Source organism: Sphingobium abikonense NBRC 16140 (assembly GCF_001598335.1).
GTDB classification, from domain to species: Bacteria; Pseudomonadota; Alphaproteobacteria; order Sphingomonadales; family Sphingomonadaceae; genus Sphingobium; species Sphingobium abikonense.
In genome coordinates this window covers 23,789-45,344 of record NZ_BCYT01000016.1, presented here as the reverse complement: position 1 = coordinate 45,344, position 21,556 = coordinate 23,789, and the positions used below count along the sequence as shown (strand labels likewise).

Genomic DNA, 21,556 nt, shown 5'->3' with positions numbered 1-21,556 from the left:
CGATGCGGCGTCCCCTGCTCTCGGCCATGATCCCGGCACTGCGCCGGTTGCGTCGCGACGATCGCGGCCTGGCGCTGATCGAGTTCGCCTTTTCACTGCCGGTGCTGCTGATCCTGTGCATGTGCGGGCTGGAAGCCGCCAATCTGGCGCTGGCGCATCTGCGGATCAGCCAGATCGCGATGCTGGTGGCCGACAATGCCTCACGCGTGCGCACATCCATCGACGAAGCCGACGTTAATGAAATCATGATCGGCGCCAATCAGTCGACGCAGTCGCTTGCGCTTCAGGCCAATGGCCGCATCTTCCTGTCGGACCTGGAACCCAACGGCCTCGCCGCGCCGAACGAGGGACAATTTATCCGCTGGCAACGATGCTGGGGCAATGGCGCCTTCACGTCCAGCTATGGCGTCGCAGGAAACGGTCAGACCAACGCCAGCATGAAGGACGGCATGGGTCCGGGCACGACCGCCGCGACCAAGGTCAAGGCGATGAGCGGGACGGCGGTGATGTTCGTCGAAGTCGCCTATCGCTATCAGCCGATCGTCAGCAACGCCATCTTCGGTCCCAAGGTGATCCGCTATACCAGCGCCTTCAACGTGCGCGAACGCACCGACCAGGCGATCAAGAATGCGGGCAATCTGGCGGCGGCGAACACGGCCCGCTGCACCTGACAGGGACACAACGCGCGCGTTTGCGCGCCTCTTGGCTATCCCGCCAAAACGTGTCATCACCCGTGCGCACTGGGCCGCTTTCACACGGCCGTAGGCCTCTGCGCGTGACTTGATACGGCCGCAATATCCGCACATCAAAAATTAGGAAATTTCATCCATATTGCAAAATATTACACCGGAATGGATGATTATGAACTCGCCGCGTCAGAAGATAACAACCGTGGTCCGTAATCGCTTGCATGATGCCCAGGGGTCTATTGGGGGGCTTTGGGCTGACCGTCGCGGCTCCACACTGGCCTTGATGGCGGCAGGCCTGATCCCCGTGATCGCTGCTCTGGGCGCCGGGATCGACGCCGGCCGGCTCTATCTGGTAAAATCGTAGCTTCAGGCCGGGGTGGATGCCGCAGCGCTTGCCGGCGCCCGCGCCTTCGCCGTAACCGATGGCTCCGCCGCATCGCGCGACAAGCAGGCGCAGGCCTATTTCTACGGCAATTTCTCCAAAGATTATATGGGCGTCAGCAATTTGCAGCTGACCCCGGATTTCAAGACGGTCAGCGGGATCAACGTGACCACCATCACCGCGCGCGCCATGCTGCCGATGACCTTCATGCGAATCTTCGGCTTTCAGCCGCGCACCATGCAGGCCGTCGCAAAGGCGGAACTCCAGCCGCGACCGCTGGAGGTGATGGTGGTGCTGGACGACACCGGGTCGATGAAGTCCAATTTGTCAGGCGGGCGCACCCGAATGGTCGCGCTCAAGGAAGCCGCGACCGACTTTGTCGACATTCTCCATCAGGGCGCTTCCAGTCGTCGCGACCTGGCCATGGGGTTCATCGGCTATGACGTGACCGTCAATGTCGGCAACCTGCTGCCCAGCAATGCGGTCAAGAAGATCGAAGGTTTCAACAGCTTTGCGGGCGCCAGCGCCTATGGCGTATCTGTTCCCGGCTATGCCAGTGGCAATTATCTGGCCTGGAAGGGCTGCGTCATGGCCGATGCCACGGTCAAGGATGTCGACAAGAACCGCCTGACTTCGGAAACCGGCGCCTGGGACCTGGTGCGATCGCTGCCTGGCGAAGGCAGTCACCCCGCCATAGAGCCCTTTTTCGTGCCGCCCATGTATGTGCCGAACGCGAAAAACAGTTCGGGCGCCAGCGATCCCGCCAGCGCCTATTACGGCATCTACAGCACGGAGCCGGGGAATAATCTCTACCGGATCGACAAGTCGACATTCGGAGAAAAAGGCGCTGATTATCTCGCTCGCACCGAACTTTATCGTCAGTATTTCTACGATTATTATATCGGCCTGAATAATGGCGACGCCACCAAGGCGGACGATGTGGTCCGCCGGCTGGATGGCAGCTATTACACGCCGTCGGCGGCAAACCGGGCCGGCAATGACTGGTATATCGACTGGAAACGCATCCCCAAATATTATGACAGCGCCTTGTGGAAAGACCCCGCGAGCGCGACGGTCAACCCGCTGGGCGGTTCGGTGGATTCCGGCAGCAAGAATACAACGCCAATGCCTTCGCCAAACTGGCAATGTCCCGAAGAGGCGATGCCGGTCCGCTATGGCCGGATGAAGAGCGAATATCTGAGCCATATCACCAACCAGCATGGCGCCATCTATCCGGCGAACGGTACGATCCACCATGCCGGCCTGCTATGGGGCTATCGCCTGCTGGTGCGCGACGACGTGTTCACGCGCGCAAACCCGACCACCGAAAGGCCGCGCCGCGCGCTGGTGTTCATGACCGACGGCGTGAACGAAATCGGCGAATCCCAGAATGGCTATCTGGATCGCACCTTTACCTGGTACGGCCGGTGGAGCGACTCGCGCATCGCCGCGAGCCAGTCGAACACGGAAACGCAGATGCTGCGGCGGTTCGAAAAGACCTGCGCGAATATCCAGCGGGAAGCGAACCCGCCCGAAATCTACATCATCGCGCTCGTTGCCAACAGCGCCGCCATTGATACCGCGTTCAACAATTGTGCGCCGGGCCGCGTCTATCGCACCAGCAGCACGGACGAGTTGCGGCGCGCCTTTCAAGACGTGGCAGCCGAGCTTGTGGACCTGCACCTGATCCAATGAGACATTTTCTTCCCCTTGCGAAAGACCGGGCGGGCGTTTCGACGGTCGAATTCGCCATCATCCTGCCAGCCCTGCTGACGCTGATTTGCGGCGCCATCGAGCTGGGGCACATGCTGTTGGCACGGGTCGTGCTGGAAGGCGCGATGACCGAAGCCGCTCGTATCTCCACCGCGTCGCTCGAAACGGCAGAGGCCAAGCGAACCGCCGTGATGGAGGATAGTATCGAACGGGCCATGGGTAATTTCCCCCTGGCCGACGGCGCGCATGTCAGTGTGCAGACGATCGTCTACGGAAATTTCAGCAGCGCGCATCCCGAAACCTATGAGGATGCCAATGCGAACGGCCAATATGACCTGGGCGAATCCTATGTCGATCGCAACGCCAACGGCAAATGGGATGCGGCAACGCCCAAAAGCGGGACGCTGGGGGGACCGGGCGATGTCGTCAGCTACACCGTGCACTTCCCCAAGCGCATATTGTTCGGCTTCCTGGGCGCGCAATGGCTGCTGGGCGACAGCATCATGCTGACCGGATCGACCGTCGTGCGCAACGAATCCGTCGTGCGAAGGACGTCCTGATGCGGGTGCCTCATTTTGTCCAAAGGCTGGCGCGGGATCGCAGTGGCCTGGCCCTGATCGAGTTCGGCCTCGCCCTGCCCCTGTTCCTGGGGTTCGTCCTGTCGGGCATAGAAATGGCCAATTACGTCATGGCGAACAACCGGACGCAACGGCTGACGACCATGGCGGCGGACCTTGTCGCGCAAAGCGGCGCGGGGGCGATCGGCACCAGCGAAGCGCAGATTTACGATCTGTTTTCAGCGCTGGATCTGACAGCGCAACCGTTCGACCTGCGCAATCATGGCCGCATCGTCATCACGGCGGTCAAGGGCACGGATACGAATGCGGACAATGTCGTCGAAAGCCGTATATTGTGGCAGAGGTTCGACGGCAAATATGTTGTGACGCCGGAGGTAGGCTGCGTTCAGTCGACCAGCCTTGCGACATTGCCGGAAAACCGGACTTTGGCGCTGGATGAGCTGCTGTTTCATGTGCAGGTCACCTATCGCTATCAGCCGGTTTTCAGCAGTGCGCCATTTCGGATGCTGTCGCTGCCGGTGGATTTTTCCCGCCACGCCATGTTCCGGGCGCGATCGACCCAGTTCCAGACACCGGCGGCGGATGCGCGCTTTCCACCCAAGACCAAGTGCGCGTCGGTCACGGGGCTGTGACCCACTGAAAAAAGGGCGACCCCGACGGGGCCGCCCCTTCCAATCTTACTTGTAGCAGACCTTCTTGGCTGCCTCGACCACACGAGCCGCGTCGATCAAAGCGGCCTTTTCCAGGTTCGCGGCATAGGGCAGCGGCACGTCCTCATTGGTAACGCGCAGCACCGGGGCGTCGAGGTCGTCGAAACCCTTTTCCATGACGACCGCCGCGATTTCCGACGCGATCGAACAGGTCGGCCAGCCTTCTTCGACCACTACGATGCGGTTGGTCTTCTTGAGGCTTTCCAAGACGGTATCGGTATCGAGCGGACGCAGCGTGCGCAGGTCGATGACTTCGGCGTCGATCCCCTCACCCGCCAGCGTTTCGGCTGCTTCCAGCGCGACGCCCACGCCGATCGAATAGCTGACCAGCGTCACATCCTTGCCCGGCTTCATGATCCGCGCCTTGCCGATCGGCAGGACATAGTCGTCAAGCTTGGGCACGTCGAAGCTGCGGCCATAGACCAGCTCATTTTCCAGGAAGACGACCGGGTCTTCGGAACGGATCGCGGCCTTGAGCAGCCCCTTGGCATCGGCCGCGTCATAAGGCGCGATGACGATGAGGCCGGGGACGGACGCATACCAGGGGCCGTAATTCTGGCTGTGCTGCGCGCCGACGCGGCTGGCCGCGCCGTTGGGACCGCGAAACACGATCGGGCAGCGCATCTGGCCGCCCGACATATAGTTGGTCTTGGCCGCCGAATTGATGATGTGGTCGATCGCCTGCATGGCGAAGTTGAACGTCATGAATTCGATGACCGGACGCAGGCCGCCCATCGCCGCGCCGGTGCCGACGCCGGCAAAGCCATATTCGGTGATCGGCGTGTCGATGACCCGCTTGGGACCAAACTCGTCGAGCAGACCCTGCGTGACCTTGTAGGCGCCCTGATATTCGGCGACTTCCTCACCCATCACGAAGACGCGCTCGTCCTTACGCATCTCTTCGGCCATGGCGTCGCGCAGCGCTTCGCGCACGGTCGTCTTGACGAATTCCGTGCCTTCAGGGATCGCCGGGTCCTGCACCGCGGGCTTGATTTCCGCGGCCAGATTGGCGGTGCCGCTTTCCGGCTTTTTGGGCGCATCGGGCGATGCCTCGGCCTTGGCCGGCGGCGCGCTTTCATCGGCCTTGGGCGCGGGCGCGGCATCTTCGCCGCCTTCGCCCGCCATTTCGGCGATGACGGTGCCGACCTTCACGCCTTCGGACCCTTCGGCCACCATGATCTTGCCGATCTTGCCTTCGTCGACGGCTTCGAATTCCATCGTGGCCTTGTCGGTCTCGATCTCGGCGAGAATGTCGCCAGACTTGACCTCATCGCCTTCCTTCACCAGCCACTTGGCCAGCGTGCCTTCTTCCATGGTCGGCGAGAGCGCCGGCATCTTGATTGCGATACCCATCAATATTGCTCCACCAGCACGTCGGTATAGAGTTCAGCCATATCCGGTTCGGGCGAGGTTTCGGCGAAATCGGCCGCCTCGCTCACGGTCTTGCGGATGTCCTGATCGATGCTCTTGATCTCATCCTCGCTCACGCCGGCCTCGATCAGATATTTCTTCACGCCCTCAATCGGATCGCTGTTGTCGCGCATGGACTGCACTTCCTCACGCGAGCGATATTTGGCCGGGTCGGACATGGAGTGGCCGCGATAGCGGTAGGTCTTCATTTCCAGCAGGATGGGGCCATTGCCGCCCTGCACCCATTTGAGCGCTTCCTCGGTGGCGCCGCGCACGGCGAGCACGTCCATGCCATTGACCTGAATGCCAGGGATGCGGAAACTTTCGCCGCGGCGATAGAGCTGATCCTCGGACGAGGCGCGGTTGACGCTGGTGCCCATGGCATATTGGTTGTTTTCGATGACGAAGATGATCGGCAGCTTCCACAGCTCGGCCATGTTGAAGGCTTCGTAGACCTGGCCCTGGTTGGCCGCGCCATCGCCGAAATAGGCGACGCACACGCCGCCATCGTCATTATATTTATGCGCAAAGCCCAAGCCCGCGCCCAGCGACACCTGCGCGCCGACGATGCCATGGCCGCCGTAGAATTTATGTTCGACGCTGAACATGTGCATCGAACCGCCCTTGCCGCGCGAGATGCCGGCTTCGCGGCCGGTGAGTTCGGCCATGATGATCTTGGGGTCGATGCCATAGGCCAGCATATGCCCATGGTCCCGATAGCCGGTGATAACGCTGTCCTTGCCGGGCTTCAAAGCCGACTGAATGCCGACCGCGACCGCTTCCTGGCCGATATAAAGGTGGCAAAAACCGCCGATCAGGCCCAGGCCATAGAGCTGGCCCGCCTTTTCTTCGAAGCGGCGGATGAGGACCATCTGCTTGTAGAAGTCCAGCAACTCCTCCTTGCTGGCTTCGTAATCGGTGGGCGTTTCGGGGCGAGGCCGGTTATGGTCCGCTCCGGCGGCGGGTGCAGCCGCCTGTGCCTTTGCACTCGAAGCGCGCGGCGTCGTTGGTTTCGCCAAGGCTCTTATCCTTTTGCGTGGGTAGGATGGAAGGAAGGCCGATATAGCGACAGGGTTGCATAGTTTGCAACTGCGGACGCCACGGAATCCGGGCGAAACCAATAGGACAAGCGGGAAATTTATGCCTCGATCGAACGGCGCTCGTCCTTAGTTTTTCGGCCTGGATACTAAAATTGCCGACAGACCGCCGCGCACGCATATTCGTTGCGCCGACCGCTAACAGGCTCAGGACTCGCTTTGTCAGTTGAGCGGCACGATCACTTCGTCATGATGGATGACGCCCAGCTGACGGCGGACCAGTTCATCGGCCAGATCGGGATCGACGCGCCGGGGATTGAGCGCGTCCACCCGGTTGCGCAATTCCGCGCGGGCCTGCTGCGTCTTCTTCAGCTCCAGCTTGGCGCTGTGCAGCTGGCGGCTGTAATCGCCCCAGGCAAGCACGCCGTTGGACCCCAGCACGACATAGCCGGCAAAGGTCAGCAGCAGCATCAACGCGATCGCCGGTCCAAAGGCCGACGCCAGCAACAGTCTGAGTTTCGCGATATGCGCCATGACCTAGTGGAATCACAGGGAAAGGCCGGCCGCAAGCGAAAAATCATCTGCTTGCGACCAGCCGATCATTTTCGGCCCGAAAGCCCTGATTCAGCGAAAGATCGAGCGCCCGGCATAGACAGCCATGTCGCCCAGTTCTTCCTCAATGCGGATCAGCTGGTTATATTTGGCCAACCGGTCGGACCGGGCCAGAGAGCCGGTCTTGATCTGCCCGCAATTGGTGGCGACGGCGAGGTCGGCGATGGTCGAATCCTCGGTTTCGCCTGAACGGTGGGACATGACCGCGCTGTAGCGCGAGCGATGGGCGAGATCGACGGCGGCGAGCGTTTCGCTCAGCGTGCCGATCTGGTTGACCTTGACCAGCAGCGAGTTGGCCAGCCCCTTGCCGATGCCCATGGCAAGGCGAGCGGGGTTGGTCACGAACAGGTCGTCACCCACCAGCTGAACCGTGCCGCCAATCTTGTCGGTCAGTGCCTTCCAGCCTTCGAAATCATCCTCGCCCATGCCGTCTTCGATCGAGCGGATCGGATAGTCGGCGCACAGGGCGGCGAGATAATCGGCCATTTCCACCGGCGACAGGGACAGGCCCTCGCCAGAAATCTCATATTTGCCGCTCTTGAAAAATTCGGTCGCGGCGCAGTCCAGCGCCAGCACCACATCGTCGCCGGGCTTGTAGCCGGCCTTTTCCACCGACAGCATGATGAAGTCGAGCGCATCGCGGGTGGAGGCGATGTTGGGCGCAAAGCCGCCTTCATCGCCGACCGAGGTAGCCAGCCCCTTGTCGTGCAGGCCCTTCTTCAACGTGTGGAAGATTTCCGAGCCGATCCGCACGGCGTCGGCGATGCTGTCCGCCCCGACCGGCATGATCATGAATTCCTGGAAATCGATGGGGTTGTCGGCATGTTCGCCGCCATTGATGATGTTCATCATCGGCACCGGCAGCACATGCGCGCTGACACCGCCGACATATCGATAGAGCGGTAGGCCGCGCGCATCGGCAGCGGCCTTCGCGACCGCCAGGCTGACCCCCAGTATCGCATTGGCGCCCAGGCGTGACTTGTTGTCGGTGCCATCCAGATCGATCATCGCGGCGTCGACTTCGCCCTGGTCTTCGGCATCCAGCCCGATCAGCTGTTCGGCTATCTCGTCATTGACGGCAGCAACCGCCTGAAGCACGCCCTTGCCCAGATATTTCGACTTGTCGCCATCGCGCTTTTCGACCGCTTCATAGGCGCCGGTCGACGCGCCCGACGGCACGGCCGCGCGGCCGAAGCTGCCATCTTCGAGCATGACGTCGACTTCGACCGTGGGGTTGCCGCGGCTGTCGAGGATCTGGCGGGCGTGAATGTCGAGAATGGCGGTCATGATCGCTCCTGAGATGAAGGGCCTGGCTTCGCGGCCGGTCGCCGAATTCGCGCTTCGCTTAGCCAGCGGCCGGCTCGATGGCAATGCGGGGGCTTGCACCGGCGCAAAAAATGCCGATGGTCAAAATGTAACGGCAACGGAACTGTAGTCGCCCGCGAAGCATTAGGGGCTGGAACGCCTGCCGACACACTGTATCGAAAGGGAGAAACAGGACGATGGTCGACACCCCCGAAACCCCGCCCGTCAAGCGCGGCCGCAAGCCCGCCGCCGACAAGACCACCAAGGCAAAGCCCGCCAAGTCCGTCATGGCGTCCGATCCGGTGGCGGTCGAGCCGATCAAGCCCGCCGCGACCAGCGCGGCGGCTGATGAAACGAAAAATGGCGTTGACAGCAAATGGAGCGCCCAGATCGCTCCCATCAAGGCGCAGGCCGAAAAGGCCGCCAAGACCGCCAAGGACAAGATCAACTCGGTGGACTGGAAAGCGCATGTCGATCCGCTGAAGGACCAGGCGGGGAAGACCGCCAAGTCGGCCGCGATCGTCGCCAAGGACAAGACCGGCACGGCGATTCAGAGCCTGGCCAAGCTGATTTCGGACACCGCCGGCACCGTCGACGCAAAGCTCGGTCCGCAATATGGCGATTATGCCCGTCAGGCCGCGGAACAGGTCGCGGGCGCCGGCAGCGCGCTCGAAAGCAAGGATGTCGACCAGCTGATGGACGAAGCGCGCGATTTCGTGCGCAAAAGCCCGGCAGTGGCGATCGGCGCGGCCGCCGTTGTCGGCTATGTGCTGATGCGCCTGGCCAAGGGGTCCGACGACAAGGCCTGAAGATACCAGGCTCGATCGCATCGAGCCTGTCCAATCCCGCGTAGCGGAGGATATATTGATAGAAGAGCCAGCGGAAACGGCGGTAACGCCGCATACCGAGGGGCCGGAGGAGGCTGCGCGGCAGGAATCGGTGGGGGACGCATTCAGGCGGCTCTACACCGACGCGCGCGACTATGCCGCTGCCGAAGCCGAAAAGCAGAAGCTGCGGTTGAACCTCATAATGGCGGGAGTGCGCAATGCGGCGATCTTCGCCGTTACCGCCTTCCTGATCCTGTTCGCCAGCCTGGTGGCGCTGCTGGTCGGCCTTATCCACGTGCTGGAGCCGATGATCGGTCCTTTGGGGGCGACGTTGGCCATTTTCGCCGCAGGCATCGTCATAGCGATCCTTCTGCTGCTGCTTGCGAAGGGATGCATCACTCGCATGAAGAAGGCCATTGCGCCATGAGCCCCACCGAAACGGCCTATCGCGCGGCAATCGCCAAGGCCCAAGCGCAGAAGGCGCAATTGGTGGACAGCGCTCAAGCGGCAAAGGAGCGCATTTCGCCTGCGCGATTGAAGCAGGACGCAAAGGACAAGGTTGCCGCGACGGCGCTGGATGGCGTGGCCTATGTCGGCGCCAAGGTGCAGCAGCGACCCATAGCGATCGCAGCGGCCGCTGGCGCACTTGGCCTGTTCATGGCCCGCCGCCCGATCGCGGCACTTTTGCGCCGCTTATACGTTCGCATCCAGGACAGACATGAACAATCCGGAGACTGAGTGATGGCCGATATTCGCGCACAGATTTCCCGCGCCCGGGAAGCCGCCAATGACGCGGCGACCAGCGCGTCCGACCGCCTTCGTGAAACGAGCGGCAAGGCTCGCGAAAGCGCGGGCGAACTCATCAGCACCAGCCGCGAAAAGGCGGGCGACGCCTATGCCGACGCGCGCGACAAAACGCAGCGCGCGGCCTCTCGCGCCAACCAGATCGTGCAGGATCATCCCGTCATGGCGGTTGCAGGCGCAGTCGCCGCAGGTGCCCTGGTTGCGTGGATGTTCCCCAAGAGCCGCCGTGCGATAAAGGCCCTGCCGGGCCTCGCCACGACCTTGGGCTCCCGCGCGGTCGAGGCGGCGATGGCCGCCCGATCCGCCGCGGCGGAAGAGGCCGATGTCGTATCCTACAAGGCTGGCGGCGTCTTGAAAAAGGCCAAGGCTCTGGCGGCCCAGAGCGCCGACATGGTGCGCGATCGCGCAGACGACGCCTACAGCGCGGCGAGCGACGCGGCTTCGACGGCGCGGGAAAATCTTGCCGCCGCTGACCTCAGTGCCAAGGCGTCCAAGCTGGCGGATGACGTCACCGCGTTGGTCGTGGCAAAGGTCGACGCCATTAGTGAGGCCGTGAAAGCCCGGTTGCCCAAAAGCTAATCGCGGTTGCGCGCAACGCAATCGAGCGACCCATCCCTGTTCTTGGCGGATCGCGGAGTCGATGATAAGGCTTCGCGATCATCCAAAGGAGAACAGATAACGCCATGAGCAAAATGCATCTGGTGATGGGCGGTCGCGTAAAGGACCCGCAGACGCTGGAATTTCAGGATCTGAACCAGGTGGATCTGGTCGGCGTCTATCCTGATTACGCGTCGGCCGAAAAGGCGTGGCGCGGCGCGGCGCAACGCACGGTGGACGACGCGGAAATGCGCTACGTCATCGTGCATCTGCACCGCCTTCTGGAACCCGAGCTGCCGGCCGCCTGATCCGGGCCTTACAGCCTGTAAACTCGTTCGATCGTTACGGTCGGACGGGTTTTTCTTGGTCAGTGAACGACGCGCGGCTTCTTGCGAAAACGCCAGCGCAGCAGCGGTCGGGTGAGCGCAAGTCCGGCGAGGAACCCGCCGATATGCGCGGCAATCGCGATCTGCCCCAGGCCACCGGCACCGCCGGACGTCGCGACGCCGATCATCAGCTGGATGGCGATCCATCCGGCCGCCAGCCACAAAACCCGCACCAGATTGGCCGACAGCGGCCCGACCCTGCGCACCTGCTGCTGGCTATAAAGCAGCGAATAGGTAGCGATGATCGCGGAAATCGCGCCGCTGGCGCCGACCATCGGATTGGTAGACGCCGGATCGACCAGATATTGCGTGAGACAGGCCGCGTAGGCGCCGACACCGTAGAGGATAAGCGTCCCGCTCCAGCCCAGCACATGCTCCACCTGCCGTCCACAAAAGACCAGCATCAGCATGTTGAAGCCGATATGCAGCCACCCGGCATGGACCAGCGTGCAGCTGAGCGGCGTCAGCCAAGCAGGCACGGCGGCCATGCCTGCCAGCAGGGCTGGGTCGCCGAACCGCGCGGGAATGAAGCCGCCAAGGACCGCGGCATCCTCGACCCGATTGGCGGCGATCAGCGCGAGAAAGACGGCGACGCTGATCGCTGCCAGCGCATTGGTGGCACGGCCCGACGGCAGGCGCACAGGCTCAGATGAACTCGATCTTGTCGACCAGGTAGAATTTGTCGCCCGACGGGACAGACACTTCCACCTCGTCGCCGACTTCGCGGCCGATCAGCGCGCGACCCAGCGGGCTGGAATAGCTGATCATGCCGGCCTTGGCATCGGCTTCGGCCTGGCCGACGATCTGATATTTCACCGGCTTGTCGTCCTCGTCCAGCAAGGTGACGGTCGCGCCGAAGATGATCTTGCTGCCCGACAACGTCGTGGGGTCGATCACCTGCGCGCGCGACAGCTTGTCTTCCAGATCGTTGATCGTCGCTTCGACCTGGCCCTGCCGTTCCTTGGCGGCATGATATTCCGCATTTTCCGACAGGTCGCCATGCGCGCGGGCTTCCTCGATGGCGTCCACGATGAGCGGCCGTTCGGCCTTCAATTCGCGGAGCTGCGCATTGAGCTTGTCATAGCCCATTTGCAGCATCGGCATCTTCTCGACGGTCGCCATTCCTGTAAATCCTTCGTCAAAACTTCCCTTTGGCGGCCCCGACATAGGGCCGCCCCGCATCGTCATTCCTGTGCAGGGGATCAGGCGTGCGACCCGGGATAATAGGATTGGAGCGAGCGCACTTCAAGGGCGCGACTGCGCACCGCCTCGATCGCGTCGGCCGCGGCGACACTGGCGGCCGCCGTGGTGAAGCTGGCGATCTTGGCGCGCAGGGCCGATGTGCGGATGGCCTTGCTGTCCTTCAACGACTGCCAGCCTTCGGTCGTGTTGAAGATCAGCTGCACGTCGCCATCGGTGATCCGGTCGACGATATGCGGCCGCCCTTCGGCCACCTTGTTCACGCGTTCGACCGCGATGCCCTGACCTTCCAGATAGCTGGCGGTGCCGCCGGTGGCGATGATGGTGAAGCCCATGTCCGCCATCTTCTGCACGGCCGGCAGGATGACCGGCTTGTCGCTGTCCTTGACCGACACGAACACGGTGCCGCCGGTGGGCAGCAATGTGCCGGCCCCCAGCTGCGCCTTGGCGAAGGCGGTCGCGAAATCCTTATCGATCCCCATGACTTCGCCCGTGCTCTTCATTTCGGGTGAGAGCACCGGATCGACGCCAGGGAAGCGGGCGAAGGGGAAAACGGCTTCCTTGACCGCGATATGGTCGATCGCGTTGCGGTCGATCGTCGGCAGGTCCTTGAGCTTCTCGCCCGCCATCACCCGGCTCGCAATCTTGGCGATGGGCGTGCCGATCGCCTTGGCGACGAAGGGCACGGTGCGGCTGGCGCGCGGGTTCACCTCGATCAGGTAGACGACCCCGTCCTTGACCGCGAACTGGATGTTCATGAGGCCCCGCACGGAGAGCGCGCGGGCCAGCATATCGGCCTGCCGCTCGATTTCCGCGATGATGTCGGCCGACAGGCTGTAGGGCGGCAGCGAACAGGCGCTGTCACCGGAATGGACGCCCGCTTCCTCGATATGCTGGAGCACGCCGGCGACCACCACATCGTCGCCATCGCACAGCGCATCGACGTCCACCTCGACCGCGTCGCGCAGATACTGGTCGATCAGCACCGGCGAGTCGCCTGATACCTGAACGGCGGTGGCGATATATTCCTCCAGCTGCGCCTGACCGTCGACAATCTCCATCGCCCGGCCGCCCAGCACATAGGATGGGCGCATGAGGACGGGGTAGCCGATGCGGTTGGCGACCGCGATCGCCTCCTCCCGGCTGCGGGCGATGCCGTTGGCGGGCTGCTTCAACTTGAGCTTGTCGATCAGCGCGGCGAAGCGTTCGCGATCCTCGGCCAGGTCGATGGCGTCGGGGCTGGTGCCCAGGATCGGCACGCCCGCATCCTCCAGCGCCTGCGCGAGCTTCAGCGGCGTCTGACCGCCGAACTGCACGATGACGCCGGCCAGCGTGCCGTTCGACATTTCGACGCTCAATATTTCGAGCACATCCTCGGCGGTCAGCGGCTCGAAATAAAGGCGGTCGGACGTGTCATAGTCGGTCGACACGGTTTCCGGGTTGCAGTTGACCATGATCGTCTCATAGCCCGCCTCCGCCAGCGCGAAGCAGGCGTGGACGCAGCAATAGTCGAACTCGATCCCCTGCCCGATCCGGTTGGGGCCGCCGCCAAGGATCACAACCTTCTGCCGGTCGCTGGGCTGCGCCTCATTCTCCGCCTCGCCGAACAAAGGCGCTTCATAGGTGGAATACATATAGGGCGTCTTCGCCTCGAACTCGGCGGCGCAGGTGTCGATGCGCTTGAAGACGGGGCGCACGCCCAGCTTGTGGCGCAACTTGCGCACTTCCTCCTCGGTGACGCCGCCGGTCATGGCCTTGACCGCATCATGGATCAAGCCGCTGCTGCGCGCGATGCCGCGTTCCATGCCACGCAGATTGGCGGACTTGAGCGCCAGAAAGGCCAGACGCTTGTCGGAAAAGCCCATCGACTTCAAACGCCGCATGCCTTCGGCATCCTGCGGCAGGCCGTTTTCCAGCACTTCGCCCTCCGCGTCGACGATTTCCTTTAGCCGTTCCAGGAACCAGGGGTCGAACTTGGCGATGCTGTGAATTTCCGCGACGGACAGGCCTTCGCGCAGCGCCTGCGCCGCAATCAGCAGGCGGTCGGGCGTGGGCTTTGCCAGCGCGGCCACGATGTCGTCGCGCGACGCCCCTTCCAGATGGTCGACAGTGTTGAAACCCGACAAGCCGGTTTCCAGCCCGCGCAGCGCCTTCTGCATCGATTCATGGATGTTGCGGCCGATCGCCATCACCTCGCCGACGGACTTCATCGCGGTGCCGAGCAAAGGTTCGGACCCCTTGAACTTTTCGAAGGCAAAGCGCGGAATCTTGGTCACGACATAGTCGATGGTCGGTTCGAATGACGCGGGCGTCGCTCCGGTAATGTCATTCTCGATCTCGTCGAGCGTATAGCCGACCGCCAGCTTGGCCGCGACCTTGGCGATGGGGAAACCGGTCGCCTTCGACGCGAGCGCCGAGGAGCGCGACACGCGCGGGTTCATCTCGATCACGATCAGGCGGCCGTCCTTCGGATTGACCGCGAACTGCACGTTGGAACCGCCTGTTTCCACGCCAATTTCACGCAGCACCGCAATCGATGCGTTGCGCATGATCTGATATTCCTTGTCGGTCAGCGTCAGCGCCGGCGCGACGGTGATGCTGTCGCCGGTATGGACGCCCATCGGATCGACATTCTCGATCGAGCAGATGATGATGCAGTTGTCGTTGCGGTCCCGCACGACCTCCATCTCATATTCTTTCCAGCCGAGCAGCGATTCCTCGATCAGCACCTCGGTGGTGGGCGACGCGTCGAGCCCAGCGGCCACGATCTGCTTGAACTCGTCCTTGTTGTAGGCGACGCCGCCGCCGGTGCCGCCCAGAGTGAAGCTGGGGCGGATGATCGAGGGCAAGCCGGTGAACTCCAGCGCCTCAAGCGCCTCCTCCATCGTGTGCGCGATGCGCGAGCGGGCGGATTCCAGCCCGATCTTGTCCATCGCGTCGCGGAATTTAAGGCGATCCTCCGCCTTGTCGATCGCTTCGGCGTCCGCGCCGATCATCTTGACGCCGAACTTGTCCAGCGTGCCGTCGTTGAACAGCGCCAACGCGGTGTTGAGCGCCGTCTGCCCGCCCATGGTCGGCAGCACCGCATCGGGCCGCTCCTTCTCGATGATCTTCGCCACGATTTCGGGCGTGATCGGCTCGACATAGGTCGCGTCGGCGAATTCCGGGTCGGTCATGATCGTGGCCGGGTTGGAATTGACCAGGATGATGCGATAGCCCTCTTCCTTGAGCGCCTTTACCGCCTGCGTGCCCGAATAATCGAACTCGCACGCCTGGCCGATGATGATCGGCCCCGCGCCGATGATGAGGATGGAGGAAATGTCAGTGCGTTTGGGCATTGTTTAGCGTGCTCTCATGGAATAAATTGATTGCGATGCAATCATGGGAGGCTGGCGATGGGAAGCGTGACGATCCGCAATCTCGACGACGCGGTCAAAGAGGCTGCCCGTTTGTCGGCGGCAAAGCATGGACGATCGCTGGAAGCCGAATTGCGCGCATTGCTGGAGCGGACCTACGCGCCCGCCGGCATCGACGCGGATCATGTCCGCAATGCGGCCGGAGATGACTGGGTTCGCGACCTGATCGCCATCGCCGGAGGCGCGGATATGACCCTGCCGCCTCGGCTGAATAAGGTTTCCCGACGCGAGACTTTTGGTGCTGATTGACACCAATGTCTGGAGCGAATTGACAAGGCCAAAGCCGGAGGCGCGCGTCATCGCCTTTCTGGCGGGCAACCGGGAACGCTGCCTGCTATCGACCATCGTGCTGGCCGAAATGGAATATGGCATTGCAAAGGCGGCCGATCCGACGCGCCGATCACGCCTGATCGCCTTTCGCGACCGGGTCCAGACAATCTGCGGCGACCGGATCGTAACCCCGGACGAAACAACTGCGGCAATCTGGGGTCGCTTGAAGGCCCAGCTTGAAAAGAGCGGGGAAACGATAGCGGACATGGACCTGCTGATAGCCTCCCAGGCCATCGGCGCCGGCGTGCCGCTGGTGACACGAAACCTGTCGGATATGGAGAGAACGGGAGCGGCCATCATCAATCCGTGGAAACCTTGAACGCCCATCCCCGCATATCACCCATCGTCGGCGCCGCGCCGATGATGAGGATGGAGGAGATGTCGGTGCGTTTGGGCATTAGTCTGCTTTTCTCTCTTCGACGGCCGCGTTTCCGATGAACACAAGGCTGATCCCGTGTTGCTCCATATCCGATGCCATCCAAGCATCTGTAAGGCATTCGGCACCCGGTTTTATTGGGAAGGTCAGAAAGTCACTTTTATAAGTGAAGCTATTCTCCCCTATAACCTCGAATGCGCTTCCCGGCTTTAAGCCGCAAAACACCTCGAGCGCATTCAGATACTCGCTCAAAGGACGCTCAGGCGAATAGGCAGGCATAGTATCCAGCTTACCCGTCTTGCGTAGTTTCTCTTGCGCATATGCCTTCATCAACCCGCCGACTTTGGCGTTTTCATAGGCCTGATAGCGATCTTTCAATTCCGGCTGTTCAAATTCGACCATCGCCCGCGCCCAGGTCGCCAAACGAATGCATTCGAACATTGTGTCAGAGGCTCCAGCCGAAGCCGCTATCGAAAGAACGTCGCTTTGTAGGATGTCTTCATACCGCAAAGCGACGCCAGAGCGCTGCAAGCCACATTGCACGACAGCCTCTATGATAGGCACAGTGGACGGTGGCGGCAGATCAATCAATGCACGCCCCCCGCCTGCGCCTCGCATCCCCAGCCGTCATATTCGACGCCGCAGAGGATTTCGATCTGAAGGCATTTGCGGGTCAGCGCGCGGATCGAGGCTTCATCGACGGGCTGCACGCATTCGAGGAACAGGAACAGGTCGCCCTCCTCATCCTCCTCGCGGTCCAGTTCGACCATGCCGAACTGGCTGGCGATGGTCAGGACGCGTTCGAAATCCTGTTCGCTACCCCGGAAGCTGACGTCCACGGGCCGCGCGATGCGCGCGACGTCGCCATTGGCTGCGAGATTGGCGAGAACTTCGCGGTCCGCCTCCCACTCGGCGGCAAGGCGCGCTTCATCGACGGGGGGCAGGTTCTGGCTCACGCCGCGACCGGCCCTTTGAGACCCTCCACGAACCGCTTGAACAGGTAGAAGCTGTCCTGTGGCCCCGGCGAGGCTTCGGGGTGGTACTGGACCGAGAAGGCGTTTTTATCCGTCAGTTCGATGCCGCAATTGCTGCCGTCGAAGAGCGAGATGTGGGTGGCGCGCACATTGGGGGGCAGCGTGTCGGCGTCGACTGCAAAGCCATGGTTCATGCTGGTGATTTCGACCAGGCCGTCCGACAGCCGCTTGACCGGGTGGTTCGCGCCGCGATGGCCCTGATGCATCTTGATGGTCTTCGCGCCCACGGCAAGGCCCAGCAGCTGGTGGCCGAGGCAGATGCCGAAAACGGGAATGTCATGGTCAAGCACCTGCCGGATCACCGGCACCGCATATTCACCGGTCGCGGCGGGATCGCCGGGGCCATTGGAGAGGAACACGCCGTCGGGCTTCTGCTCCATCACCTGCTCATAGGTGGCGGTGGCGGGCAGCACGGTGACGCGCGCGCCGGCCTTCACCAGATTGCGGAAGATATTATTCTTCGCACCATAGTCGATCGCGACGACATGGGGGCGGTCGTCGGTCGCCTCCCCTGCCCCATAGCCGAAACCCAGCTTCCACACGCCGTCCTTCCACAGACGGCTTTCCTTGCCCGTGACTTCGATGGCAAGGTCCATGCCCTCCAGCCCCGGCCAGGCCGCAGCCTTGTCGGCAAGCGCGGCAATGTCGAACGCGCCGTCGGGATCATGGGCGATGACGACATTGGGCGCGCCCTTTTCCCGGATCATGCGGGTGAGCGCGCGGGTATCGACGCCCGACAGGCCGACCCGGCCATGCGCCGCCATCCATGCGTCGAACGGCGCGACATTGCGGAAATTGCTGGGCGCGGTCACGTCCTGCCGCACGATGCAGCCGAGCGCATAGGGGTTGTCGGCCTCGACATCCTCGTCATTGGTGCCGACATTGCCGATATGGGGGAAGGTGAAATTGATGATCTGCCCGGCATAGCTGGGATCGGTCATGATCTCCTGATAGCCGGTGATGGACGTGTTGAAGCAAAGTTCGCCCACCGCATCGCCGACCGCGCCGAAACCGCGACCAAAGACAGCGGAGCCGTCCGCAAAAACCACGACCCCTGTCGCTCCTTTGGGCACAATGAGGGTCTTGGCGTCAGCCATGGTCTGCGGTTCCTTTATGCTTTTGCGGAGGCCCGTCTGGTGCGGGTTAAACGGCCGGTCAGGTAGGCGGGCGTCTCCCCAAGGTCAACGTCTGTTAAAAATCTCTTTTGCCGCTATATCTGGTCCTTTCCGAAAGAGACAGGATTCTATCGCCCATGATTCGCGAGCAGGTTAAGAGCGCCCAGGTTGAAGCGATGAAGGCGGGCGACAAGGAAAAGCTGGCCGCCGTCCGCCTGATCCTGGCGAAGCTGAAGGACCGCGACATCGAATTGCGCACCGCGACCAGCGTGCCCGATGACGACGCCATGGTCGTCGACGTGCTGCAAAAGATGGTGAAGCAGCGCCGCGAATCGATCGAGATGTTTAAGAGCGGCGGGCGCGACGAACTGGCCGCCAGGGAAGAAGCCGAACTGGCCGTGATCGAAAGCTTCCTGCCCGCGCAGATGAGCGAGGACGACACCAGAGCCGCGATCGAAAGCATCAAGGCCGAGGTCGGGGCGACGAGCGTCAAGGATATGGGCAAGGTGATGGCAGTGCTGAAGGAACGCCACGGCAGCGTCATCGACATGAGCAAGGCAAGCGGTCTGGTGAAGGCGGCGCTTGTCTGAGTGAAGAGGATGCGCCTGCGCTCCCCCTCCCGCCTGCGGGAGGGGGTCGGATCGCCCCCTATCCCCGTTCGTTTCGAGCGAAGTCGAGAAACGCCCTACACGGCGCTCGACACGCTTAGGGGTTCGGGCATAATCGCATAATGGCTTTCTGGACCTACATGCTCAAATGCGCGGATGGTCGCTATTACACCGGACACACCGACAATCTGGAGCATCGCACAGGTCAACATCAATGCGGTCACGGTAGCCGTTTCACTCGCGCGCGCCTCCCTGTCACGCTGGTCTGGAGCGAAAATTTCAGCAGTCGGATCGAGGCACTTGAAGCCGAACGCGTGATAGGCGGATGGTCGCGCGCCAAGAAAGAAGCGATGATAGCGAATAACGTGTCCCTGATGTCATATCTCGCGAAACCACCCAAGGAGCGCGACACAGCGACAGGTCCGTTCGGCTCAAGCGAAATGGAGAAGCGAGAAAAGTGCGCCAGCCGTTTCTCGACTTCGCTCGAAACGAACGGATTGGGTATGCCAGATGCTGAGCCACCCGCATGACCCTCACCCCGCAATGGCTGGACGAGTTGCGCGCGCGCACGTTGCTGTCGACCCTGATCGGCAAGTCGATCAAGGTGCAGAAGGCCGGGCGCGAATATAAGGCCTGCTGCCCGTTCCATAATGAAAAGACGCCCAGCTTCACGATCAACGACGAGAAGGGCTTTTACCACTGCTTCGGCTGCGGCGCGCATGGCGATGCAATCCGATGGATGACCGACCAGCGCGGCCTGCCCTTCATGGAGGCGGTGAAGGAACTGGCGGCGACCGCCGGCATGGACGTACCCGCCGCCGATCCGCGCGCGGCTAAGCGAGCCGAACAGGCCAGGGGCCTGCATGAGGCGATGGCGGCGGCGCAAAGCTTCTTCGAGGATCAACTGGGCGGCCTCGATGGCGGGGAAGCGCGCGCCTATCTTGGCCGACGCGGGATCAGTGACGCCACCCGCCGCGCCTTCGGTTTTGGTTATGCGCCCGACGCGCGCGGCAAGCTCAAGACCGCGCTTCGGGACTTTGGCGAGCCCATGCTGGTCGAGGCCGGCCTGCTGATCGACCCCGATGGTGAACGCGACAGCTACGACCGGTTCCGGGGCCGGCTGATGCTCCCTATCCGCGACATTCGCGGAAGGGTGATCGCCTTTGGCGGCCGCATCCTGGGCGATGGCGAGCCCAAATATCTCAATTCCCCCGACACGCCTTTGTTCGACAAAGGTCGCACGCTTTACAATATCGACAAGGCGTCGCCCGCCAGCCGCCAGACCGGCCGCGTCATCGTAGTCGAAGGCTACATGGACGTGATCGCGCTGGCGCAGGCGGGCTTTGCCGATGCGGTGGCTCCGCTCGGCACGGCGCTCACCGAACATCAGATCGAGCGGCTGTGGAAGATGGTGGAGGTGCCGATCCTCTGCTTCGATGGCGACGCGGCGGGGCAGAAAGCGGCGATCCGCGCGGCAACCCGCGCCCTGCCCCTGCTGCGCCCGGGGCACAGCCTGTGCTTTGCCACCCTGCCCACGGGCCAGGACCCCGACGACCTGCTGCGCGCGAGCGGCGCTGGAGCGATGCAGGCCGTGCTGGACGCCGCGCAACCGCTGATCGAACGGCTCTGGTCGCATGAACTATCGGCCGCGCCGCTCGACACGCCCGAACAGAAGGCCGCGCTCAAGCAGCGATTGCGGGACATTAGCGATGCGATCGGCCATCCCGATGTGCGCGCCCATTACGCCCATGAATTTCGCGAGCGGTACAGCGCGCTGTTCTTCGCCCGGCGGGAGGCGGCGCCGTTTCAGCCGCGGGCTCAAGGAAGCGGCGGCGGGCAACGCTGGCAAAGGGACCGGCGCGGCAATTGGAAGCCGCCCATTCCGCCGGCGGGACAAGAAGCGCGGGCAATCGGCGCGGGCGGCATGGAACAACGGCTGCTGCGCGCCGTTCTGGCCGCATTGCTGCGCCATCCCGAACAGATTGCACCGCATCGCGAGCTGCTGTCGGGCCTCCACATCGCCGACCCGCTGCTGGGCCAGTTGATGGACGCGATGATTCGTTGTTCCTTCCGCAAAGAAACAGTTGAAACACAGGCCCTCCTTACCATATTGGGGCAAGGTGAAGTGTATAATATGGCCAAGGGGATGCTCCGGGCCGACACGTTCACACTCACCCCAAACAGGATGACCACCGACCCTGATCGCGTAGCGCGTGATCTGGAGGAGGCCGTTCGGGTGATTGCGCAAGGACCGGAGCTGGAAGCGGCGCTGGTGGAGGCTACGAGACGATTCGAAAGCGATTTCAGCGAAGCCAATTTCGCTGAACAGCAGCGCATCCGCGCACTGAAAGCCGAACATGATCGTCGCCTGGCGGAACTGGCGCAGTCCGAAGATAGTATTTGAACAAGGTTCGCCCTTTTGACGAA

Annotated in this window: 26 protein-coding genes; 16 read left to right on the top strand and 10 right to left on the bottom strand. The window is 62.4% G+C overall.

The features are described 5' to 3' along the window. Positions 1-2: 2 nt before the first annotated feature. From SAB01S_RS14595 to SAB01S_RS14580, 5 genes are all read left to right on the top strand, one after another. A complete protein-coding gene (locus SAB01S_RS14595) occupies positions 3-671 on the top strand; it encodes a hypothetical protein (RefSeq protein WP_062733849.1) in 669 nt (222 codons plus the stop codon). 184 nt (positions 672-855) lie between these two features. Next, positions 856-1,053 (top strand): TadE/TadG family type IV pilus assembly protein, encoded by a 198-nt coding sequence (locus tag SAB01S_RS19035; protein ID WP_369405246.1) that lies wholly within the window; start codon positions 856-858, stop codon positions 1,051-1,053. 12 nt (positions 1,054-1,065) lie between these two features. After that, complete coding sequence (locus SAB01S_RS14590) at positions 1,066-2,766, top strand: vWA domain-containing protein (protein WP_062733848.1); 1,701 nt, start codon at positions 1,066-1,068, stop codon at positions 2,764-2,766. Then, positions 2,763-3,344: a TadE/TadG family type IV pilus assembly protein gene (locus tag SAB01S_RS14585; RefSeq protein ID WP_062733846.1), complete on the top strand. Its 582-nt coding sequence runs from the start codon at positions 2,763-2,765 to the stop codon at positions 3,342-3,344. The genes SAB01S_RS14590 and SAB01S_RS14585 overlap by 4 nt, the downstream gene beginning before the upstream one ends. Next, positions 3,344-3,994, top strand: coding sequence for a TadE/TadG family type IV pilus assembly protein (locus SAB01S_RS14580; protein ID WP_021228278.1), 651 nt, complete (start codon positions 3,344-3,346; stop codon positions 3,992-3,994). The genes SAB01S_RS14585 and SAB01S_RS14580 overlap by 1 nt, the downstream gene beginning before the upstream one ends. Positions 3,995-4,039: 45 nt before the next feature. Here SAB01S_RS14580 and SAB01S_RS14575 read toward each other — a convergent pair whose 3' ends face one another. From SAB01S_RS14575 to eno, 4 genes are all read right to left on the bottom strand, one after another. Beyond that, the gene (locus tag SAB01S_RS14575; protein ID WP_062733845.1) at positions 4,040-5,425 is read right to left on the bottom strand and encodes a pyruvate dehydrogenase complex E1 component subunit beta; all 1,386 of its coding nucleotides are present in this window, start codon (positions 5,423-5,425) and stop codon (positions 4,040-4,042) included. Beyond that, positions 5,425-6,501 carry a pyruvate dehydrogenase (acetyl-transferring) E1 component subunit alpha gene (pdhA, locus tag SAB01S_RS14570; RefSeq protein WP_021228280.1) on the bottom strand — a complete coding sequence of 359 codons (1,077 nt, stop codon included), beginning with the start codon at positions 6,499-6,501 and terminating at the stop codon, positions 5,425-5,427. The genes SAB01S_RS14575 and pdhA overlap by 1 nt, the downstream gene beginning before the upstream one ends. Before the next feature lie 240 nt (positions 6,502-6,741). Further along, entirely contained in the window at positions 6,742-7,053 is a 312-nt protein-coding gene (locus SAB01S_RS14565; protein ID WP_021228281.1) for an FtsB family cell division protein, read from the bottom strand. A 90-nt stretch (positions 7,054-7,143) separates the two neighbouring features. Continuing rightward, the gene (eno, locus tag SAB01S_RS14560) at positions 7,144-8,418 is read right to left on the bottom strand and encodes a phosphopyruvate hydratase (RefSeq protein ID WP_062733843.1); all 1,275 of its coding nucleotides are present in this window, start codon (positions 8,416-8,418) and stop codon (positions 7,144-7,146) included. On the opposite strand from eno, the gene SAB01S_RS18510 reads away from it, so the two are divergent. From SAB01S_RS18510 to SAB01S_RS14535, 6 genes are all read left to right on the top strand, one after another. Further along, positions 8,408-8,566: a hypothetical protein gene (locus SAB01S_RS18510; RefSeq protein WP_157078361.1), complete on the top strand. Its 159-nt coding sequence runs from the start codon at positions 8,408-8,410 to the stop codon at positions 8,564-8,566. The genes eno and SAB01S_RS18510 overlap by 11 nt on opposite strands. A gap of 67 nt (positions 8,567-8,633) precedes the next feature. Beyond that, positions 8,634-9,245 (top strand): hypothetical protein, encoded by a 612-nt coding sequence (locus SAB01S_RS14555; RefSeq protein ID WP_062733842.1) that lies wholly within the window; start codon positions 8,634-8,636, stop codon positions 9,243-9,245. Between the two features lie 55 nt (positions 9,246-9,300). Continuing rightward, positions 9,301-9,690 (top strand): hypothetical protein, encoded by a 390-nt coding sequence (locus SAB01S_RS14550; RefSeq protein WP_062733840.1) that lies wholly within the window; start codon positions 9,301-9,303, stop codon positions 9,688-9,690. Next, a complete protein-coding gene (locus tag SAB01S_RS14545) occupies positions 9,687-10,001 on the top strand; it encodes a hypothetical protein (RefSeq protein WP_062733839.1) in 315 nt (104 codons plus the stop codon). The genes SAB01S_RS14550 and SAB01S_RS14545 overlap by 4 nt, the downstream gene beginning before the upstream one ends. Before the next feature lie 3 nt (positions 10,002-10,004). Next, the gene (locus tag SAB01S_RS14540; RefSeq protein ID WP_062733838.1) at positions 10,005-10,646 is read left to right on the top strand and encodes a DUF883 family protein; all 642 of its coding nucleotides are present in this window, start codon (positions 10,005-10,007) and stop codon (positions 10,644-10,646) included. A 104-nt stretch (positions 10,647-10,750) separates the two neighbouring features. Then, positions 10,751-10,972, top strand: coding sequence for a DUF4170 domain-containing protein (locus tag SAB01S_RS14535; protein ID WP_062733837.1), 222 nt, complete (start codon positions 10,751-10,753; stop codon positions 10,970-10,972). Positions 10,973-11,031: 59 nt separating this feature from the next. On the opposite strand, the gene SAB01S_RS14530 is transcribed toward SAB01S_RS14535, so the two are convergent. From SAB01S_RS14530 to carB, 3 genes are all read right to left on the bottom strand, one after another. After that, positions 11,032-11,691 (bottom strand): rhomboid family intramembrane serine protease, encoded by a 660-nt coding sequence (locus SAB01S_RS14530; protein ID WP_062733836.1) that lies wholly within the window; start codon positions 11,689-11,691, stop codon positions 11,032-11,034. Between the two features lie 4 nt (positions 11,692-11,695). Then, a complete protein-coding gene (gene greA / locus SAB01S_RS14525) occupies positions 11,696-12,172 on the bottom strand; it encodes a transcription elongation factor GreA (protein WP_021228288.1) in 477 nt (158 codons plus the stop codon). An 80-nt stretch (positions 12,173-12,252) separates the two neighbouring features. Further along, positions 12,253-15,588 (bottom strand): carbamoyl-phosphate synthase large subunit, encoded by a 3,336-nt coding sequence (gene carB / locus SAB01S_RS14520; RefSeq protein ID WP_062733835.1) that lies wholly within the window; start codon positions 15,586-15,588, stop codon positions 12,253-12,255. Positions 15,589-15,645: 57 nt separating this feature from the next. Here carB and SAB01S_RS14515 point away from each other — a divergent pair, with 57 nt between their 5' ends. Both SAB01S_RS14515 and SAB01S_RS14510 read left to right on the top strand, forming a co-directional pair. Next, positions 15,646-15,915 (top strand): FitA-like ribbon-helix-helix domain-containing protein, encoded by a 270-nt coding sequence (locus SAB01S_RS14515; protein ID WP_062733834.1) that lies wholly within the window; start codon positions 15,646-15,648, stop codon positions 15,913-15,915. Further along, the gene (locus SAB01S_RS14510) at positions 15,905-16,315 is read left to right on the top strand and encodes a PIN domain-containing protein (protein ID WP_062733832.1); all 411 of its coding nucleotides are present in this window, start codon (positions 15,905-15,907) and stop codon (positions 16,313-16,315) included. Before SAB01S_RS14515 ends, SAB01S_RS14510 begins: the two co-directional genes overlap by 11 nt. A 78-nt stretch (positions 16,316-16,393) precedes the next feature. Here the strand turns inward: SAB01S_RS14510 and SAB01S_RS14505 are convergent, their stop codons facing one another. The 3 genes from SAB01S_RS14505 to carA are packed head-to-tail and all read right to left on the bottom strand — an operon-like array spanning position 16,394 to position 18,503. Further along, the gene (locus SAB01S_RS14505) at positions 16,394-16,963 is read right to left on the bottom strand and encodes a hypothetical protein (RefSeq protein WP_157078360.1); all 570 of its coding nucleotides are present in this window, start codon (positions 16,961-16,963) and stop codon (positions 16,394-16,396) included. Next, positions 16,960-17,328 (bottom strand): ribonuclease E inhibitor RraB, encoded by a 369-nt coding sequence (locus SAB01S_RS14500; protein ID WP_062733829.1) that lies wholly within the window; start codon positions 17,326-17,328, stop codon positions 16,960-16,962. The genes SAB01S_RS14505 and SAB01S_RS14500 overlap by 4 nt, the downstream gene beginning before the upstream one ends. Next, a complete protein-coding gene (gene carA / locus SAB01S_RS14495) occupies positions 17,325-18,503 on the bottom strand; it encodes a glutamine-hydrolyzing carbamoyl-phosphate synthase small subunit (RefSeq protein ID WP_062733828.1) in 1,179 nt (392 codons plus the stop codon). Before carA ends, SAB01S_RS14500 begins: the two co-directional genes overlap by 4 nt. 155 nt (positions 18,504-18,658) lie before the next feature. Between carA and SAB01S_RS14490 the strand changes: the two genes are divergently transcribed. From SAB01S_RS14490 to dnaG, 3 genes are all read left to right on the top strand, one after another. Beyond that, positions 18,659-19,111: a GatB/YqeY domain-containing protein gene (locus SAB01S_RS14490; protein WP_062733826.1), complete on the top strand. Its 453-nt coding sequence runs from the start codon at positions 18,659-18,661 to the stop codon at positions 19,109-19,111. 140 nt (positions 19,112-19,251) lie between these two features. Continuing rightward, entirely contained in the window at positions 19,252-19,659 is a 408-nt protein-coding gene (locus SAB01S_RS14485) for a GIY-YIG nuclease family protein (RefSeq protein ID WP_062733825.1), read from the top strand. Then, positions 19,656-21,533: a DNA primase gene (gene dnaG, locus SAB01S_RS14480; RefSeq protein WP_062733823.1), complete on the top strand. Its 1,878-nt coding sequence runs from the start codon at positions 19,656-19,658 to the stop codon at positions 21,531-21,533. The genes SAB01S_RS14485 and dnaG overlap by 4 nt, the downstream gene beginning before the upstream one ends. Positions 21,534-21,556 lie beyond the last annotated feature (23 nt).

What these genes read in the sequence shown, in the direction of transcription:
- SAB01S_RS14595 (WP_062733849.1), top strand. Translation starts at nt 3, where the DNA reads ATGCGGCGTCCCCTGCTCTCGGCCATGATCCCGGCACTGCGCCGGTTG.
- SAB01S_RS19035 (WP_369405246.1), top strand. Translation starts at nt 856, where the DNA reads ATGATTATGAACTCGCCGCGTCAGAAGATAACAACCGTGGTCCGTAAT.
- SAB01S_RS14585 (WP_062733846.1), top strand. Translation starts at nt 2,763, where the DNA reads ATGAGACATTTTCTTCCCCTTGCGAAAGACCGGGCGGGCGTTTCGACG.
- SAB01S_RS14580 (WP_021228278.1), top strand. Translation starts at nt 3,344, where the DNA reads ATGCGGGTGCCTCATTTTGTCCAAAGGCTGGCGCGGGATCGCAGTGGC.
- SAB01S_RS14575 (WP_062733845.1), bottom strand. Translation starts at nt 5,425, where the DNA reads ATGGGTATCGCAATCAAGATGCCGGCGCTCTCGCCGACCATGGAAGAA.
- SAB01S_RS14565 (WP_021228281.1), bottom strand. Translation starts at nt 7,053, where the DNA reads ATGGCGCATATCGCGAAACTCAGACTGTTGCTGGCGTCGGCCTTTGGA.
- SAB01S_RS18510 (WP_157078361.1), top strand. Translation starts at nt 8,408, where the DNA reads ATGGCGGTCATGATCGCTCCTGAGATGAAGGGCCTGGCTTCGCGGCCG.
- eno (WP_062733843.1), bottom strand. Translation starts at nt 8,418, where the DNA reads ATGACCGCCATTCTCGACATTCACGCCCGCCAGATCCTCGACAGCCGC.
- SAB01S_RS14555 (WP_062733842.1), top strand. Translation starts at nt 8,634, where the DNA reads ATGGTCGACACCCCCGAAACCCCGCCCGTCAAGCGCGGCCGCAAGCCC.
- SAB01S_RS14545 (WP_062733839.1), top strand. Translation starts at nt 9,687, where the DNA reads ATGAGCCCCACCGAAACGGCCTATCGCGCGGCAATCGCCAAGGCCCAA.
- SAB01S_RS14540 (WP_062733838.1), top strand. Translation starts at nt 10,005, where the DNA reads ATGGCCGATATTCGCGCACAGATTTCCCGCGCCCGGGAAGCCGCCAAT.
- SAB01S_RS14535 (WP_062733837.1), top strand. Translation starts at nt 10,751, where the DNA reads ATGAGCAAAATGCATCTGGTGATGGGCGGTCGCGTAAAGGACCCGCAG.
- greA (WP_021228288.1), bottom strand. Translation starts at nt 12,172, where the DNA reads ATGGCGACCGTCGAGAAGATGCCGATGCTGCAAATGGGCTATGACAAG.
- carB (WP_062733835.1), bottom strand. Translation starts at nt 15,588, where the DNA reads ATGCCCAAACGCACTGACATTTCCTCCATCCTCATCATCGGCGCGGGG.
- SAB01S_RS14515 (WP_062733834.1), top strand. Translation starts at nt 15,646, where the DNA reads ATGGGAAGCGTGACGATCCGCAATCTCGACGACGCGGTCAAAGAGGCT.
- carA (WP_062733828.1), bottom strand. Translation starts at nt 18,503, where the DNA reads ATGGCTGACGCCAAGACCCTCATTGTGCCCAAAGGAGCGACAGGGGTC.
- SAB01S_RS14490 (WP_062733826.1), top strand. Translation starts at nt 18,659, where the DNA reads ATGATTCGCGAGCAGGTTAAGAGCGCCCAGGTTGAAGCGATGAAGGCG.
- SAB01S_RS14485 (WP_062733825.1), top strand. Translation starts at nt 19,252, where the DNA reads ATGGCTTTCTGGACCTACATGCTCAAATGCGCGGATGGTCGCTATTAC.
- dnaG (WP_062733823.1), top strand. Translation starts at nt 19,656, where the DNA reads ATGACCCTCACCCCGCAATGGCTGGACGAGTTGCGCGCGCGCACGTTG.